We start from the raw sequence: 13648 nt of genomic DNA, 5'->3' as shown, positions 1-13648 counted from the left end.
GCGCGAGAGCTTCTTTCGAAATTTGACCTCCCCTGTCAACGAAGCCCCATGCAGCTGAAAGACATTCTTTGCCAAATCTACACCGATCATTGTATCAATCATATTGCCGTCCTCTCTCTAGCGTGGCTGTGTACGACCACATCTTTGGCACATTGCGATGCCGACTGGGGAGGGCGGCAACCATACCATCTCTCACCCGGCATTCGCCCCGCGCTGCCTGAACGTCGGCTCCTGAAATTCCGGACCTTCGCCGCACGATCGACGAACTGGTAAGATGCGGGACGAAGCGCCATTTCGCTGCACTGTCACCAATGGCCGCTCGCCGCGCATAGCCGCCGAATTCATACGAGTTGCGAGAATGAAGCTACCAAATTAACCTTCCACTCAATACCTCAAGAAATTCGCTGAAACGGGTAAGGAGGGCTCCATCATGGTTCCCGAAGTCATGTCAGGGGTCTATCTGACTCGCCACGGTGGTCCCGATGCACTGGAGTGGCGCGACGATATCCCGGTGCTGTTGCCGGGCCCGGGGCAGGTCTTAGTCAAGGTTCTTGCGGCAGGGGTCAACAACACTGACATCAACACCCGAGTCGGCTGGTATTCCTCGGACGTCTCAAGTTCCACCGAGGACGTCGATGAGGACGATGAGATCGAGGCTGGCGGATGGGCAGGTGCACTCCAGTTTCCACGCATTCAGGGGGGAGATATTTGCGGCACGGTCGTTGTAGTCGGGGATGGGGTCACGTCGGTCGAGCCCGGCGCACGGATCACCAGCCAGATCAACATCCCCAGGCCAACGTCAGACAACCCATTCGCCTATGTGGCGCTCGGGTCTGAACTGGACGGGGCATTCGCTGAATTCTGCCTTCTGCAGGAGGACGAGATTTTCGACGTCAGTGCTTCGCCGCTATCCAACGAAGAAATAGCGGCGATCCCTTGCGGCTTTGGTACCGCTTTCAACTTGCTGTCCCGGGCGGGCGTCGGGACGGGACAGAGGGTCTTGATCACGGGAGCATCGGGCGTTGTCGGGCTTGCCGCGGTTCAGCTGGCGGACCTTCTCGGGGCGCAGGTGACCGGGATTGCCGCCGACGAAAAGGCTGAGACGGTGCGCCGGGCCGGAGCGGTCGAGGTGCTGCCACGTTCGGCGACACCTCCGGCGCAAGGGTTTGATGCCGTCATCGACGTCGTGGCTGGTGAGGCATGGCCTGATCTGATCCGCGCCTTGAAACCGGGCGGCAATTACGCGGTTTCCGGTGCAATCGCCGGACCAATGGTTGAGGCAGATTTGCGCGAGATCTATCTGACTGACATCACCATTCACGGCTGTTCCTTCATGTCGCGCGAAACCTTTTTGGATTTGGTCGATTTGATGATCGCAGGGCGGGTGAAACCGACCATCGCCAAAACCTATCCCTTGCGTGACATTGGCCGGGCTCAGGCGGATTTTCTGGCGAAGAAGCATGCGGGCAAGCTGATATTGCTGCCGTGAGAAAGAGCAGCTCGCAAGGCGGTGGCCTTGGCGGACCTGCCGTTGATCCGGGGCGAGCTTGCCATCGGTTCTCTTGTTTGTCTGTCGGACATCAGTATCGAGCTGGATCGGGGCATTCACCTGGCTGTGCCAGTGGGGCCTTTTCGCGACCCGCGCTTGTCGGCGTTCGGTGAGTGGTTCCGTGGGCACGTGGCGCGCCTTTCAAGCGCGGCTGCGCAGCCAGTTTGAGAATGTTTTGACCGATTTGCGCTTTTCGCCCGGACGGTTGTGAATAAAGAACGCCCCAACGTTATCTTCGGGAAACAGTTCGACAAGCTCACCCGCGCTGATTTCCTCCTGTACCCATTGGCGCGCGGTATATGTGATACCGTCACTTCGTTTCACCGCATCCATGATCAGGTTGCCCGGCATCTGGCTGATCATCAGCGGTCGGTCCAGCGTCACCCCGTGACGGGCGAACCAGTCGGGCACTTCATTTGTGCCCAGTTCCATGAGCCATGGCAGATGCCTGAGATCGGCAGGCCCGGATATGCGCTGGCTGGTCACAAGCTCGGGCGTGCCCACGACCACGAGGTCCAGAACAATCAGCACGTCGGCGTCTTTCGGCAGATCTTCCGTGCGGCTATAACGGATTGCCACGTCCATTCCGTCGCGCTCCAGATCGACGATCATGCCCGTGGGGTTCAGAAGCAAGGTCACCTCGGGGTGATTGGTCTGGAAATCCGCAAGGCGCGGCATCAGCCATTTGACGGCAAAGACCGGGGACATGGTGACATGCAGGGGACGGGCCTGCTGGTGATTGGAAAGCGCTTTGACGCCCTGCGCGATTTGGCGAAACCCTGCCTCCAGATCCCGGGCCAGGACCTTGCCATCTTCAGTCAGGGCAACGCCCCGCCCGGACCGTGTGGCCAGCTGCGCCCCGAAGAACGCCTCCAGCGCCTTGATTTGCTGCATGACGGCAGCGTGGGTGACATTCAACTCCTCACCGGCCTTGGTATAAGAGCCGGTCTCGGCCAGGGCCGAAAACGCCCTGAGCGCGTTGAGGGAGGGCATGGAACGCCAATCCATTTGTTAGCTCATCTAATATTTTTGATAAATTCCTGAGTCGCATTTTTGGTGTTTTGCGTCAATATGGTTAGCGAAAGGCCACTCATGGTCACACAGCGTTTGAAAGAAAAAATCTCGAAGGGAGAAGTGGGATGGCAGAGAAACAACCCAACCATGAAGGTGGATGCCGCTGCGGTGCGGTCCGCTACCAGATGTCGGGCCCCCATACATATTCCGGGATTTGCCATTGCGACGACTGCCGCCGCGCGACCGGCGGCGCCTTTGTCCCGTGGTTCGGATCAGACCCAGCAAACTTCTCCATCACCAAAGGCAAGATCAGTGAATATGAATCCTCGCTCGGCATTTACCGGGGGTTCTGTGGCACCTGCGGATCGCCCCTGACGTTTCGTGGCGAGGGCTGGAACGATGTGGCGATCACCGTTGCCTCGCTTGACGACCCGAATGCGATCACGCCTGAATCAAACGTTTATCTGAAAGAGCGCCTGCACTGGGTGAAGTTCAACGAGGATATGCGCAATTACGACGGCTTTCCTGAATAATCCAACAGGGGACAGAAGATGACCAAAGCCTATTCATACGCCTGCCGTGACTGCGAGGGTATGGAAGCCTGCCCCGCCAGCGTGACCGCCGAAACCCGCGATGAAATCTGGCAGCTGATGGGCCATCACGCCCGCATCGCCCATGGCGAAAACCCCGAAGACTGGGATCAGGAAACCCGCGATTATCTGGGCACGCTGATCCGCGAAACCGATGTCTAAGGCGGGGAAATGATTGTAAAAACTCTCGAAAACGTGCTGGGCACAAAGGGCGAAGCACATGGCGACAAATGGCATTCCATGCGCCTGCTGCATGCCGAGGACGGCATGGGGGTGACCCTGACCGACAGCATCCTTGAACCCGGGTTCGAGATGACGCTTTGGCAAAAGAACCACCTTGAGGCCTGCTATTGCCTGGAGGGCGGCGGCACGGTCGAAGAACTCGACACCGGCAAGGTGCACCAGATCCGGCCCGGCACTCTTTATGCCATGAACAATCATGACCGGCACCGCATTCGGATCACCGAGCGCACGCGAATTGTCTGCACCTTCGTTCCGGCCCTGACCGGCGACGAAGTGCATGACGAAGACGGGTCCCTGTAGCCCCAACACCTTTGAACAACGCTCCAAAGGGCACCTCAGGAGAACAAACCGATGGTACAGACATTCATTCAGATGGCACAGGATGCAATAGCCAAGGCACAGTCAGTAAGCGCCGAAAATGCAATCTCTGAACTGGCAAGAGATCCCGATGCCCTGCTTGTCGATGTGCGCGACGAATCCGAGGTGGCGGTGACTGGCCTTGGAACCCAGGCCTTCAACGCGCCGGGGCGGTCGATCGCCTGGCTGGCCGATACCGATCCCGAGAACGATTACCGCGATCCGATGCTTCAGGATCGGGGGCGCCGCATCCTGACCACTTGCGGGATGACGCCCTGCTATCGCGGCGCCAAGGCGGCAAACCTGCTGACCAAGATGGGGTTCACCGATGTGGCTTATGTTGAAGGCGGCATGACGGCTCTTTTGGCGGCTGGGCTAGAGACGCGAACCCCGACCAAGCGCGGCCAGGCAGAAGAGATCGGCAAGGCCCAGTTGCCTGACGGTTAAATCTCGATCAGGTCACCGGCGCCTAGTTTGGGCATAGAAAGCGTATTGTGGAATTTGGCCAGGTATTCGAATTCCACGCAATGCATTGGCAAGAGCCGCTCGAAATTTTCGGTCTAGAACCAGTCGATCGTCTCATCGACCAGCGGATATTCTGCACGCAGCATATGAAACCCGCCAATGACTGTGCGCAGGCTTTGACCAGTCACGTCTTTGGCGTAGAACGCCGTGTTGCATAGATCGAAGATGAATGTTCGGTTCACATTTCTTTTCCGCAGGCCTTGTCCGCTTGCAGCGCATTGCGCCAATTCAAGCGAACTGCAGCATTGGTCACAAAGGGCTCTGTGCCGTCGTTTCGGGCCCTGCAGTCTAACGACCGCTTCAATCCATCAAATGTCCGAGCATCGGATCACGCCCCTGAAGGCGCTGAACTTTCTGTGTTTCGGGAATGGCCGCTTACGGAGCGCAGTCCAAGCTTACCCCGCTGCGCCGCCGCAAGTCCGCTCTGAGCCCCCCTTAGTGGACATTCCGATTGGCGCTATGGGCATCCAACATAAAGGCACACGCATCGTAACAATAACGTGGGTCGTGTAGGCAAGGTGCATAACCTTCATGTATTTCTTTGCGATACACAGGAGGCGCTTTCAATGGCCAAACCCGCACTGCCCACCGCGATCTTATTCTTAGTGGTCTCTTTTGCTTGGGCGGACCCTGGCCGGTGGGAAACTGAATGGCCAAAGACGGATTTCTCAAACACAACTGTTGGGAATTGGTCTGAAATCATTTCTGGTGGCCCCCCCAAGGATGGCATTCCGGCCGTCAGCGATCCTGCATTTATTCCCGTTTCCGAGGAAACGCGTATCGAGGCGCGTGAGCCGGTGATCGCATTGGAGATTGATGGCGCTTTGGCGCGAGCTTATCCGCTGCGCTATCTGACCTGGCACGAGATCGTGAACGATGAAGTAGGCGATCTGCCAGTTGCAGTCACGTATTGCCCTTTATGCAACTCCGGTATCGTCTTTGATCGGCGCACTGAACATGGGGTGTTGGAATTTGGCGTGTCCGGCAAATTGCGGCATTCGGATATGATCATGTTCGACCGGCAAACCGAAAGCTGGTGGCAGCAAGCGATCGGTACGGCAATCGCCGGTGAACTGACAGGCATAGAGTTGAGGGCTCTTCCGGCATGGATGGAAAGTTGGGATAGTTTCCGCGCGCGCCATCCCGACGGTTTGGTCATGGACGAACCAGACTTTCGCCGAAGCTATGGCCGGAACCCGTATCGGCAGTACGACAGTTCGACGAAACCCTTCCTGTTCAGTGGTGATCCGCCGCCACATGGGGTGCCAGCGCTGGCGCGCGTGGTGCGGGTTGGCGAGCGCGCGTGGCCGCTTGCGCGTGTGAGGCAGGCCGGGAGCATTACCGAAGCTGGCCTCACCATTGAATGGCGAGAGGGGATGGCCTCTGCGCTCGACACCGCCAGAATTGCGGATGGTCGGGATGTCGGAGAAGTGCGTGTGCGTGATGCAAGCGGGCAGGACGTTGTCCATGATTTAATGTTCGCATTCGCCTTCCATGCTTTCTGGCCAGAGGGGCAATGGATGCTTGGCAACTGAAAGACTGCAACCAAGCCACGTTAGCAAGGACCAAGATTTTTACGGCCACAGCATTGTGATTTTTGGCCCAACGACAGTCGAAAGCTATAGCAGCTTTCGGGACCCTACTATGGCCATTCTGGTTATACCCCTTTGCCGGGAACAACTTGGTTCTAATCCCGTCGTTCTGCCAGTTCGGCGATTTAAAACCTTCATTATTTTTTATTTGATTTTCGTTAAGGAAAGGCGCCGCTCTAGATCACCCATTACCAACTTCGGGAGCTTACTGGCCTTTAGGGGGCATTTAGGGTCGAGATCGGACTGAGCAGTGCCAGATTATCCTCTGATCGAGGTCTATGGGAATAGAAAGAAGTTAAAACGCCAAGTTCAGACCTAAAACCCCGGAGCTGCCTTAACCTCAAATAAATACCTAAGAGGTTCTAAAACCTAACTTGAGATCGGAGAGCCTCTCGAGCCAGGGAAAAATCCCCCGTACACCCCATACTGCACAGCCCTGTTCAAACCCTGGAACAATGCCGTGTCCTTGGTGATCACAAAGTTCTTAAAGCCCGTTTGTACGGCTCCTGGCAGCTTCTCTGCTGCATACTCAAAGAACTCGCTAAGCCTTCCGTCCCTAATGGCCTGATCGGCCTCAGTGAGGCTCTCTGAGACTGTGCTGAATTCTCCTGCTTCAATCAAAGGAGCAATACTCAAGTTCGCATTGGCATCCTCAATGACCTAAAACTCTGCTTGGATCCTTCTCTGACCAAAAGCAACCTATGGACTGACGGTCATTTTGCCTATCCGACTGGATCCTACTCAAGTTCAACTTCGTTCAACTTGGTCAGACCTTAGGTTTCAACTTGGCTGAACTTCTGAACAACAGGAGAGTAGGGAGATAGCTGTGACAGAGATGAGGTGTAATCCAAGTAGGGTATACACTTTAAGGAAGAGTACTTTTTAGCAAGAGTATAGTAGGGGATCAGACAAGGCCCTGGTCGCCTTAGTTCCAGAACATGGAACCAATCATGATGGCGAGCCAATATTGAGAAGACGATAACTGAACCAGGCTTTGAATCACGAAAGGAACGATATGCTCTGAGAGAGCCTCTAGGGTCAGGACCCATTAAGTGATGGTATGCCTAATCTTTGGTTTTGTGCAAAATCGAAACAACAGCTGGCTCTAGCTTACCTTCAAGCAGCTCCTGAAGTTTTACAGAAAAAGATTTAAAGTAATCACGCGTTTGCAATAGCTGCGCCGTTTCCGGAACATCCCATTGGGCCCAGTGGATGCGTTTGTTGCCGTCTAAGGTTCTTGTGACCCGATAAGTGAAAAGTCCAGAAACGTCTGGGTCCGAATCGATTGCTTGCACAAACGCAGCTATGACCGCATCCCATTTGGCTTCATCGCCACTAAACTCATATTGTACCGTCGCGCCATGCATATAGTGCCCACTTGTTTTTGAACGAACCGTTTGGCTGACCAGAACACACATATTGACCATCCGCTAGCGATACGAACACCAATACGACTAATAGGTCCTAACCCTAAGCCCGTAGTTAGGGTCTGATGAAAGTCTCTCCCGGACAAGCGGTCAAGGATAGCACTCAGTGAAGCTCTCCGTTGTTCAGAGGCAAGGTTCACATGGTTCGACCTCTGACGTTTGCTGGTACTTGCAGAGGCAGATCAAGACAGAGCTCACTTGGTTCGATGATGGAAGGGCAGGGGGGTCTTGTAAGGTTTTGAGCCAGTAAGAAAACCTGTTGGGTCTGACAGACAGCTTGAACACCGAGATGATCTGATGATCTGATGATCTGATGATCTGATGATCTGATGATCTGGTTCTGGTTCGAGTGGTCTTTGGCTCCCAGGACGTATCTGGTGTTCCCCACCTGACGCAAGATTCCCGATGCAAGCAGGGTATCGGACACGGGTCCGACATCCCTGAGCGAAACTGTCAGATGGCGGTTGTGAGCCCGAAGGAGACGTAAGATTCGTCGTAGGTTGCTGCTATGCAGCGAGTGCCAGTTTGAGCACTTGGCAGACCAGATGACGTTTCACTTGTTGGCAGCTGAGGCTAAAGGCGCCCGTTAAGCCGGAACGGCAAATATTGATGTGCGGCAACTCTATATGACCGGGCGGCTGCGTCTTCCAATACAGTTAAAGCAATAGAGAAGATTGACCGTTTCTCCTGAGAGCGTCAAAATCCTCGTGTATCTGGGGGGATATGATCTCATGCATTGTGTCAGACGTGTCGCCATCGTCTTGCTCGCCTTGATGTGCGCGACGACAGCGGCTGCTTTAGAAACCGCAGAGGTGCGAGACATCTTTTACGAAGGCACGATCGTGCTCGATCGCGACGGAAAGCTGGCGCTGGAGGAGGCGCTCGCGGAAGCCGAAGCGCTGGCAGGTCAGCCTCGACAGCGGGTTGCCGCTGGCGGAAATGCCTATTGGCTCGTCGAGAAGCTCACCAACCCCGGCGATGTGCCCAGTTGGTGGGTGGAGGTTTTCGCTGCGCGCTCTGATTACATCGATCTGTACGTTTTGAAAGATGGCATCGTCGAGCAGCACGTGAAGGCTGGTCTTTTGAGGCAGGTTTCCGACCCGAGGGTAGTCAAGAGTATGGGGAGCCATGTGCTGACTTTTACACTGCCGCCGGGTGAAGACCGAACACTTGCTCTTCGTGTGCAATCACGCAGTCTGATCAACTATTCGATCAAGGCCGGTCCGGACTATGCGCTGAATACACCCCGCGTTATCCGGCACTTCATCGTCTACTCCCTGATGGGCGGGATGATCTTTCTGGTTCTCTACAACCTGTTTCTGGGCTTGGCCCTGCGGGAACTCGATTACTTTCTCTACTCGGCGCATGGGCTGAGCTATTTCCTGTTTTTCTTCAACAGCTACGGCTTTGCCGCGACGCTGCTGGGCTGGACCGCGCATCCGTGGATCACGGTTTTCGCCGGGTTTGCAATCGAGATTTTCGGGATCGCATTCGTGTGGCGGTTCCTGCGGGTTCGCGACTGGAGTCCGGTTCTGTCCTGGCTCATGCTGGGGTGCCTTGCCTTCCTGATTGCCTTGGTGATCGCCACCCCGTTTGCGGGCTATCTGGTCATGGCCGAGTTGTGGATGATCACCTACGCGCTGGTGCCGTTCCTCGTGCTGGCGGCATCTTTGATCGGCATTTTCCGCGGTGTCCGGCAATCGCTGTTCATTCTCATCGGATGGACGCCGATGGTCGCGATGACGCTCATCGCGATGATTGCCATGATGGGGTATCTGGAACGACCGCCCTCGGGCGCCGCGATCAACTCGTCCGTTCTTCTCGAAATGCTGATCCTATCGCTTGCTCTTGCCGACAGGGTGCGCCGACTCCGGGGCGAGCGGGAACGCGCGATCCAGGAAGGGCGTGAGAAATCCACGTTCCTCGCCATGCTTAGCCATGAGGTGAGAACGCCGCTCAACGGGATCATAGGTACCGTGGAATTGCTCGGCCGCACGCGGCTTGACCGCGCTCAGCGGGACCATGTGAGCAATCTCAAACATGCGGGAAACGCTTTGCTATCCTTGCTGAACGACGTTTTGCAGTTGGCGAAATCAGAGGCAGGAAAAGATGAGCTGCATCTGTCCCGGGTGGCGCTCATAGATGTGACGCGGAGTATGTGCAATCTGATGTCCGCGCGCGCGGCCGACAAGGGATTGGACCTTGTCTTCAGTACCGAAGGCGACGTGCCTGAATTTGTCGAGGCCGATGAAGCACGTCTACGGCAGGTTCTCCTCAATCTGGTCAGCAATGCTGTGAAATTCACTGACAAAGGCCGTGTCGAGGTTGTGGTGAAAGGCGAGAGCGCAGGCGCTGGTAAGGCATGCATTACGTTCTCTGTGGCAGATACCGGCATTGGCATTGCAGAGCAGGACAAGGAACGCCTTTTCAAGCCTTTCGTTCAGCTTTCAAACGCAGACCGAGGAGCGTCCGAGGGTACGGGTCTGGGCCTGTCGATCAGCCATGAGTTGGTGCACGCCATGGGCGGAAAACTTGAAGTCGAAAGCCGTCAGGGCGCGGGCAGTCGGTTCTATTTCTCTTTGGACCTGCATAGTGCTACAGCCCCGGAACCAGAGACCACTGAAGTGGCGCGGTCTTCGGACCAGTATGGTACGAGCGAGTCCTTGCACATTCTTGTCGTGGACGATGTCCCGCTCAACCGGGACGTTCTCAGAGAGTTGCTCACGCATTACGGGCACGCGGTTGAAACTGCGGAATCTGGTACCGTGGCGCTCGAGCGTGCCTCTGCCAATCAGTTCGATGTCATTGTCACCGATATTTACATGCCTGACATGGACGGTCTGCAATTGGGTCGCCGCTTACGCCGCCGCAAGGACAAGGCCCGGCTAATCGGCCTGACGGCGGCTTATGACGATGATCTGAGGGTGGAAAGCGCCTCAATCGGATTTGACCTGCTTCTTGCCAAACCTGTGAGCGGTGAGACTCTGCATCGCGGTATTCTCGGCGTTCTGGACCTTCAGCGGGCTGACGGCCAGGCTGATGAGGCGCAGATTGCGCATTTCGAACCGTCTTATCTCGAAGGATATGTCCAGATGCTTGGGGGCGCGCGCACTCGACAACTGATTGCCGAGTTTCACCAAACGGTCGAGGCCGAGCTTGAACGGCTTGCCGGTGCGCTCCAGTCCGGGAATCTGACCGCCATGGCCGTCGGCCTGCACAAACTAGCGGGCGCTTTATCCACGGTTGGACTTCTGCGTCTGGGCAAGACCCTCGAAACCCGGTCGGCTTTGATACGCTCCGGTAAAGCGACAACGTTTGACATTGCTGCGCTCCGCGCTGAACTGGACCGCGCGCGGGCCGAGGTCGATGACTATATAGCCCATTACGGAGAAACTAGCGGCGCACAGGTGGCTTGAAACCCTACAGCGTGGACGCACTCAAAGTGTAGCCCACCCCGGTGACTGTTACGATCAGTCCGTTTCCCGAGGTGCCGGTCTTCTTGCGGACCCGGCTGACTAGAACGTCGACGGTGCGTTCGGTGGGTGCCTCGGCGCCGGTCGAGATTGCGTCCAGCAGCTGATCCCGCGTCAGAACACGTCCCCGCGCCTGGAATAGAGCGGCAAGAAGATTGAACTCCGCACGGCGCAACTCGACACGGCTTCCTTCGGGATTGTGCAGAACGCGGCTCGCAAGATCAAGGCTCCAGCCCGCGGCCTCGAATCTTGTGCTGTCCGTCTGATCCGATCCACGGACCGCGTGCTTCAGGCGCAGGATGAGTTCGCGTGGTTCAACCGGTTTGACGACAAAGTCATCGGCTCCCATCTCCAACGCGGCGAGACGCTCGTCGATGCCGTCGGAGGCCGTGACCACGATGACCGGCGCGGTCGTTCGTCGTCGAAGCTTTCTGAGCAGGGCAAGCCCCTCTTCGTCTGGCAGTCCAAGATCCAGCAGAATCGCGGAGATAGACACGCGCTCGAGTTCGGCCAAAGCTTGCTTTGCGGTCCCGGCACGAGCCGTTACAAACCCTTCGGTCTCAAGGAGCGAACTCATCAATCCTTGAACAAACAGATCGTCTTCGATGACAAGAACTCTGTCGGCGTTTGCGCCCTGTGCCACGTTGCCCCCCCAGTATGAAACACGATTTAACATTCGTGCAACAACTGTGCAAAAAGCAAGCAATATCCCTCACGTAGCGTCAACTTGCGCGCCCCCCTTGGGTTCACGCGTTTGGATACGCCCAGAGTGAGCGGAGGATTCTCAAATGACAATCATTGATAAGTGTCGCGGCCTGTATGTCGCTTTTGCCGTTGGCCTGGTCTTGGTGCCAGCGACCGTTGTAGCAGAAAGTTCCGTCAAATTCGTTTCGGCCGTGGACCCTTCCACAGTTCCTGAGAAGAAGCGTAGCGCATTGAACCTGTACCTGACCGCACAAGAGGCATCGGCCTTTCTGGCGCAAAACGAGGATGCGGTCCTGATCGACATCCGGACCCGTGCAGAAGTGTCTTTCGTGGGCATCGCGGCGGAGGCCGACAAGAATATTCCTTACATGGTGATGGATGAATTCTGGGAGTTCGACGCCGATAAGGGTACTTACAAGATGGCGGTAAATTCCAACTTCGATCGTGAGGTTGCGGGTTTCATACAGGAGCGGGGCTTGTCGAAGGAGGCACCGATCATCCTGATGTGCCGTTCAGGAAGCCGCAGTGCGCGCGCTGCCGACCTGCTTGGTCAACTGGGTTACACATCTGTGTACTCGGTGGTGGATGGCTTCGAGGGGGACAAGGACCCCGATGGCGTGCGCAGTGTGAACGGCTGGAAGAACTCGAAGCTGGCCTGGACGTACAAAATCCGCAACGAACAGGCGTACTGACAAACGAGTTGCACACGCCCGGCGGCCAGTATGGGCGCGACCGGGCGTATCAACCCGGAACGGGCCTGCCTTTTTCTGCCATGGGTAATCTTCTATACAACCTACCTGTACATGTCAGAGGCTGCGCGGCGTGTTCAACCCCCCTAAAGTCTTCGCGTTTCACTCGTGCTTGCGCGTCAATCACAGTGCGCGCTGCAGGGAACTACGATCGATACTCGGGTGCGCCTTCTGATGTTTGATTTAGACATGCAGCGCACACGTGTCGAAATCGGCAAGCGCATCAGACGCCTCAGGATGGAAAAGGATCTCACCCAAGGTGACTTGGCCGCAGAGCTGGGACATTCTTCGTCTACCCGGATCAACCAGATCGAATTGGGAAGGTTGCGGCTTTACGCAGAAGAGTTGCCACGGCTTTGCGATCGGTTGGGGTGCGCGCTGACCGACATTGTTGGCGAATAGGTCACTTGCTTGATTTCCATGTTCCTGGAGCTGTGACCTGTTGCCTAGACGGCCTCCAGAGCGGTCATGGGTCTCCCTCGGCATGTGCACCTGAGACAAAAAACAGTTTTGTCCGCACAACGTGGCACAGCCGGTCTATCAATGCCGCGCAGCAGCGAAGAGCAACTATGTCCGCATAGCTGCCCCTTGGGGTTCTATCTGAACAACAGCCGCGCGCCCGAGGCAGACTGGGACTCTTATGTCGGACGGGGAACACTAGGAAGGTCTGCGATGACCTGGGTGCTGCTGGGTGCTGACATCTAGGGGAGTCTCGAGAGGCGCTGAGCGGCTCTGTGAGGGCTACCTGAGGCTAAGGTAGGTCATGGGTTGCTAAAAATGCGAGGTGGCCACGTGTAGGGCTTCTGAGAGCTTCCCAGGGCTATCCTTGTCGGTGTAGTGGTGTGCATATTGAGCCAAGGACTGTAAAGTTAGGGATTCTGGGCTCATTTGGGCTCAACTGGATTCAACGGCAGGGATGAAACGGTTTCTTGGAACCAGTCGATGCAAAGAGGGACAAATCACTCCGCGTGTTGTTCAGTTAAAGAAATCCTTTCATTTCATATTTAATTATTACTCTCACCCCCTTTCTCGTCGACGACGAGAAAGGGGCCTCGAGAAACTGATTTCTGAAGCGAAGCGTAAGAAATCAGTTTTGAAGAGAGTCCCTTTCAAGGAGGAAGATGAGAAAGGGATAAGGAATATTGACAGATCTCTTTAAAGGTACTATATTTAGTATAATCAGTTATATATAATACAATATATATAAGATATACCCAAAGAGGGGCGGCGCGCGGCGCCGCCCCTCTTTGGGTATTATTATTACTAAAATAAGAAGAGATAGATCTATATTATATAGAACTAACTACTCTCTCTATCACGCGCGCGAGGGGTCTAAACTGTTCGTACTGTGGTGGTTTACTCACTCGTTCCCTGACAAAAGCTCTCTCTGGCTCCCTAAAGAGCGACTTAAGCCAACAATAAGT

General features: G+C 55.7%; 13 protein-coding genes and 1 pseudogene. 9 read left to right on the top strand and 5 right to left on the bottom strand.

Features of this window, described 5'->3' with window-relative positions; genetic code table 11:
- Positions 1 to 102 (bottom strand): annotated as a pseudogene (locus tag GV827_RS24215) (IS110 family transposase); the annotation flags it as partial.
- Between the two features lie 328 nt (positions 103 to 430).
- Here GV827_RS24215 and GV827_RS21430 point away from each other — a divergent pair.
- Positions 431 to 1489, top strand: a complete 1059-nt coding sequence (locus GV827_RS21430) for a zinc-binding dehydrogenase (protein WP_164356050.1) — start codon at positions 431 to 433, stop codon at positions 1487 to 1489.
- Between the two features lie 201 nt (positions 1490 to 1690).
- On the opposite strand, the gene GV827_RS21425 is transcribed toward GV827_RS21430, so the two are convergent.
- Positions 1691 to 2557, bottom strand: a complete 867-nt coding sequence (locus GV827_RS21425; protein WP_164356048.1) for a LysR family transcriptional regulator — start codon at positions 2555 to 2557, stop codon at positions 1691 to 1693.
- 131 nt (positions 2558 to 2688) lie between these two features.
- On the opposite strand from GV827_RS21425, the gene GV827_RS21420 reads away from it, so the two are divergent.
- From GV827_RS21420 to GV827_RS21405, 4 genes are read left to right on the top strand one after another with little or no spacing between them, the layout of a single operon-like run.
- Positions 2689 to 3096: a GFA family protein gene (locus tag GV827_RS21420; protein ID WP_164356046.1), complete on the top strand. Its 408-nt coding sequence runs from the start codon at positions 2689 to 2691 to the stop codon at positions 3094 to 3096.
- Positions 3097 to 3114: 18 nt separating this feature from the next.
- Entirely contained in the window at positions 3115 to 3315 is a 201-nt protein-coding gene (locus tag GV827_RS21415; protein WP_164356044.1) for a DUF1059 domain-containing protein, read from the top strand.
- Between the two features lie 9 nt (positions 3316 to 3324).
- Entirely contained in the window at positions 3325 to 3696 is a 372-nt protein-coding gene (locus tag GV827_RS21410) for an ectoine synthase (protein ID WP_164356042.1), read from the top strand.
- A gap of 51 nt (positions 3697 to 3747) precedes the next feature.
- Positions 3748 to 4200, top strand: coding sequence for a rhodanese-like domain-containing protein (locus tag GV827_RS21405; protein ID WP_164356040.1), 453 nt, complete (start codon positions 3748 to 3750; stop codon positions 4198 to 4200).
- A 113-nt stretch (positions 4201 to 4313) separates the two neighbouring features.
- Here GV827_RS21405 and GV827_RS21400 read toward each other — a convergent pair whose 3' ends face one another.
- Positions 4314 to 4460 (bottom strand): hypothetical protein, encoded by a 147-nt coding sequence (locus GV827_RS21400; protein ID WP_164356038.1) that lies wholly within the window; start codon positions 4458 to 4460, stop codon positions 4314 to 4316.
- A gap of 384 nt (positions 4461 to 4844) precedes the next feature.
- Here GV827_RS21400 and GV827_RS21395 point away from each other — a divergent pair, with 384 nt between their 5' ends.
- Positions 4845 to 5813, top strand: a complete 969-nt coding sequence (locus GV827_RS21395; protein WP_164356036.1) for a DUF3179 domain-containing protein — start codon at positions 4845 to 4847, stop codon at positions 5811 to 5813.
- A 1121-nt stretch (positions 5814 to 6934) separates the two neighbouring features.
- Here the strand turns inward: GV827_RS21395 and GV827_RS21390 are convergent.
- Positions 6935 to 7288: a hypothetical protein gene (locus GV827_RS21390; protein WP_164356034.1), complete on the bottom strand. Its 354-nt coding sequence runs from the start codon at positions 7286 to 7288 to the stop codon at positions 6935 to 6937.
- A gap of 740 nt (positions 7289 to 8028) precedes the next feature.
- On the opposite strand from GV827_RS21390, the gene GV827_RS21385 reads away from it, so the two are divergent.
- On the top strand, positions 8029 to 10713 hold the full coding sequence (locus GV827_RS21385; protein WP_164356032.1) for a hybrid sensor histidine kinase/response regulator: 2685 nt from the start codon (positions 8029 to 8031) through the stop codon (positions 10711 to 10713).
- Between the two features lie 4 nt (positions 10714 to 10717).
- Here GV827_RS21385 and GV827_RS21380 read toward each other — a convergent pair whose 3' ends face one another.
- Entirely contained in the window at positions 10718 to 11446 is a 729-nt protein-coding gene (locus GV827_RS21380) for a response regulator transcription factor (protein WP_268895779.1), read from the bottom strand.
- Between the two features lie 112 nt (positions 11447 to 11558).
- On the opposite strand from GV827_RS21380, the gene GV827_RS21375 reads away from it, so the two are divergent.
- The gene (locus tag GV827_RS21375; protein WP_164356028.1) at positions 11559 to 12167 is read left to right on the top strand and encodes a rhodanese-like domain-containing protein; all 609 of its coding nucleotides are present in this window, start codon (positions 11559 to 11561) and stop codon (positions 12165 to 12167) included.
- A gap of 231 nt (positions 12168 to 12398) precedes the next feature.
- The gene (locus tag GV827_RS21370; protein WP_164356026.1) at positions 12399 to 12626 is read left to right on the top strand and encodes a helix-turn-helix domain-containing protein; all 228 of its coding nucleotides are present in this window, start codon (positions 12399 to 12401) and stop codon (positions 12624 to 12626) included.
- Positions 12627 to 13648: the final 1022 nt, after the last annotated feature.

The organism is Sulfitobacter sediminilitoris (genome assembly GCF_010667575.1).
Taxonomy (GTDB): Bacteria; Pseudomonadota; Alphaproteobacteria; order Rhodobacterales; family Rhodobacteraceae; genus Sulfitobacter; species Sulfitobacter sediminilitoris.
Note: the sequence above shows the minus strand (reverse complement) of the source record. Positions and strands in the feature narration are given on the sequence as shown.

What these genes read in the sequence shown, in the direction of transcription:
- GV827_RS21380 (WP_268895779.1), bottom strand. Translation starts at nt 11,446, where the DNA reads ATGTTAAATCGTGTTTCATACTGGGGGGGCAACGTGGCACAGGGCGCA.
- GV827_RS21385 (WP_164356032.1), top strand. Translation starts at nt 8,029, where the DNA reads ATGCATTGTGTCAGACGTGTCGCCATCGTCTTGCTCGCCTTGATGTGC.
- GV827_RS21390 (WP_164356034.1), bottom strand. Translation starts at nt 7,288, where the DNA reads ATGTGTGTTCTGGTCAGCCAAACGGTTCGTTCAAAAACAAGTGGGCAC.
- GV827_RS21430 (WP_164356050.1), top strand. Translation starts at nt 431, where the DNA reads ATGGTTCCCGAAGTCATGTCAGGGGTCTATCTGACTCGCCACGGTGGT.
- GV827_RS21370 (WP_164356026.1), top strand. Translation starts at nt 12,399, where the DNA reads ATGTTTGATTTAGACATGCAGCGCACACGTGTCGAAATCGGCAAGCGC.
- GV827_RS21420 (WP_164356046.1), top strand. Translation starts at nt 2,689, where the DNA reads ATGGCAGAGAAACAACCCAACCATGAAGGTGGATGCCGCTGCGGTGCG.
- GV827_RS21410 (WP_164356042.1), top strand. Translation starts at nt 3,325, where the DNA reads ATGATTGTAAAAACTCTCGAAAACGTGCTGGGCACAAAGGGCGAAGCA.
- GV827_RS21405 (WP_164356040.1), top strand. Translation starts at nt 3,748, where the DNA reads ATGGTACAGACATTCATTCAGATGGCACAGGATGCAATAGCCAAGGCA.
- GV827_RS21415 (WP_164356044.1), top strand. Translation starts at nt 3,115, where the DNA reads ATGACCAAAGCCTATTCATACGCCTGCCGTGACTGCGAGGGTATGGAA.
- GV827_RS21425 (WP_164356048.1), bottom strand. Translation starts at nt 2,557, where the DNA reads ATGGATTGGCGTTCCATGCCCTCCCTCAACGCGCTCAGGGCGTTTTCG.
- GV827_RS21395 (WP_164356036.1), top strand. Translation starts at nt 4,845, where the DNA reads ATGGCCAAACCCGCACTGCCCACCGCGATCTTATTCTTAGTGGTCTCT.
- GV827_RS21375 (WP_164356028.1), top strand. Translation starts at nt 11,559, where the DNA reads ATGACAATCATTGATAAGTGTCGCGGCCTGTATGTCGCTTTTGCCGTT.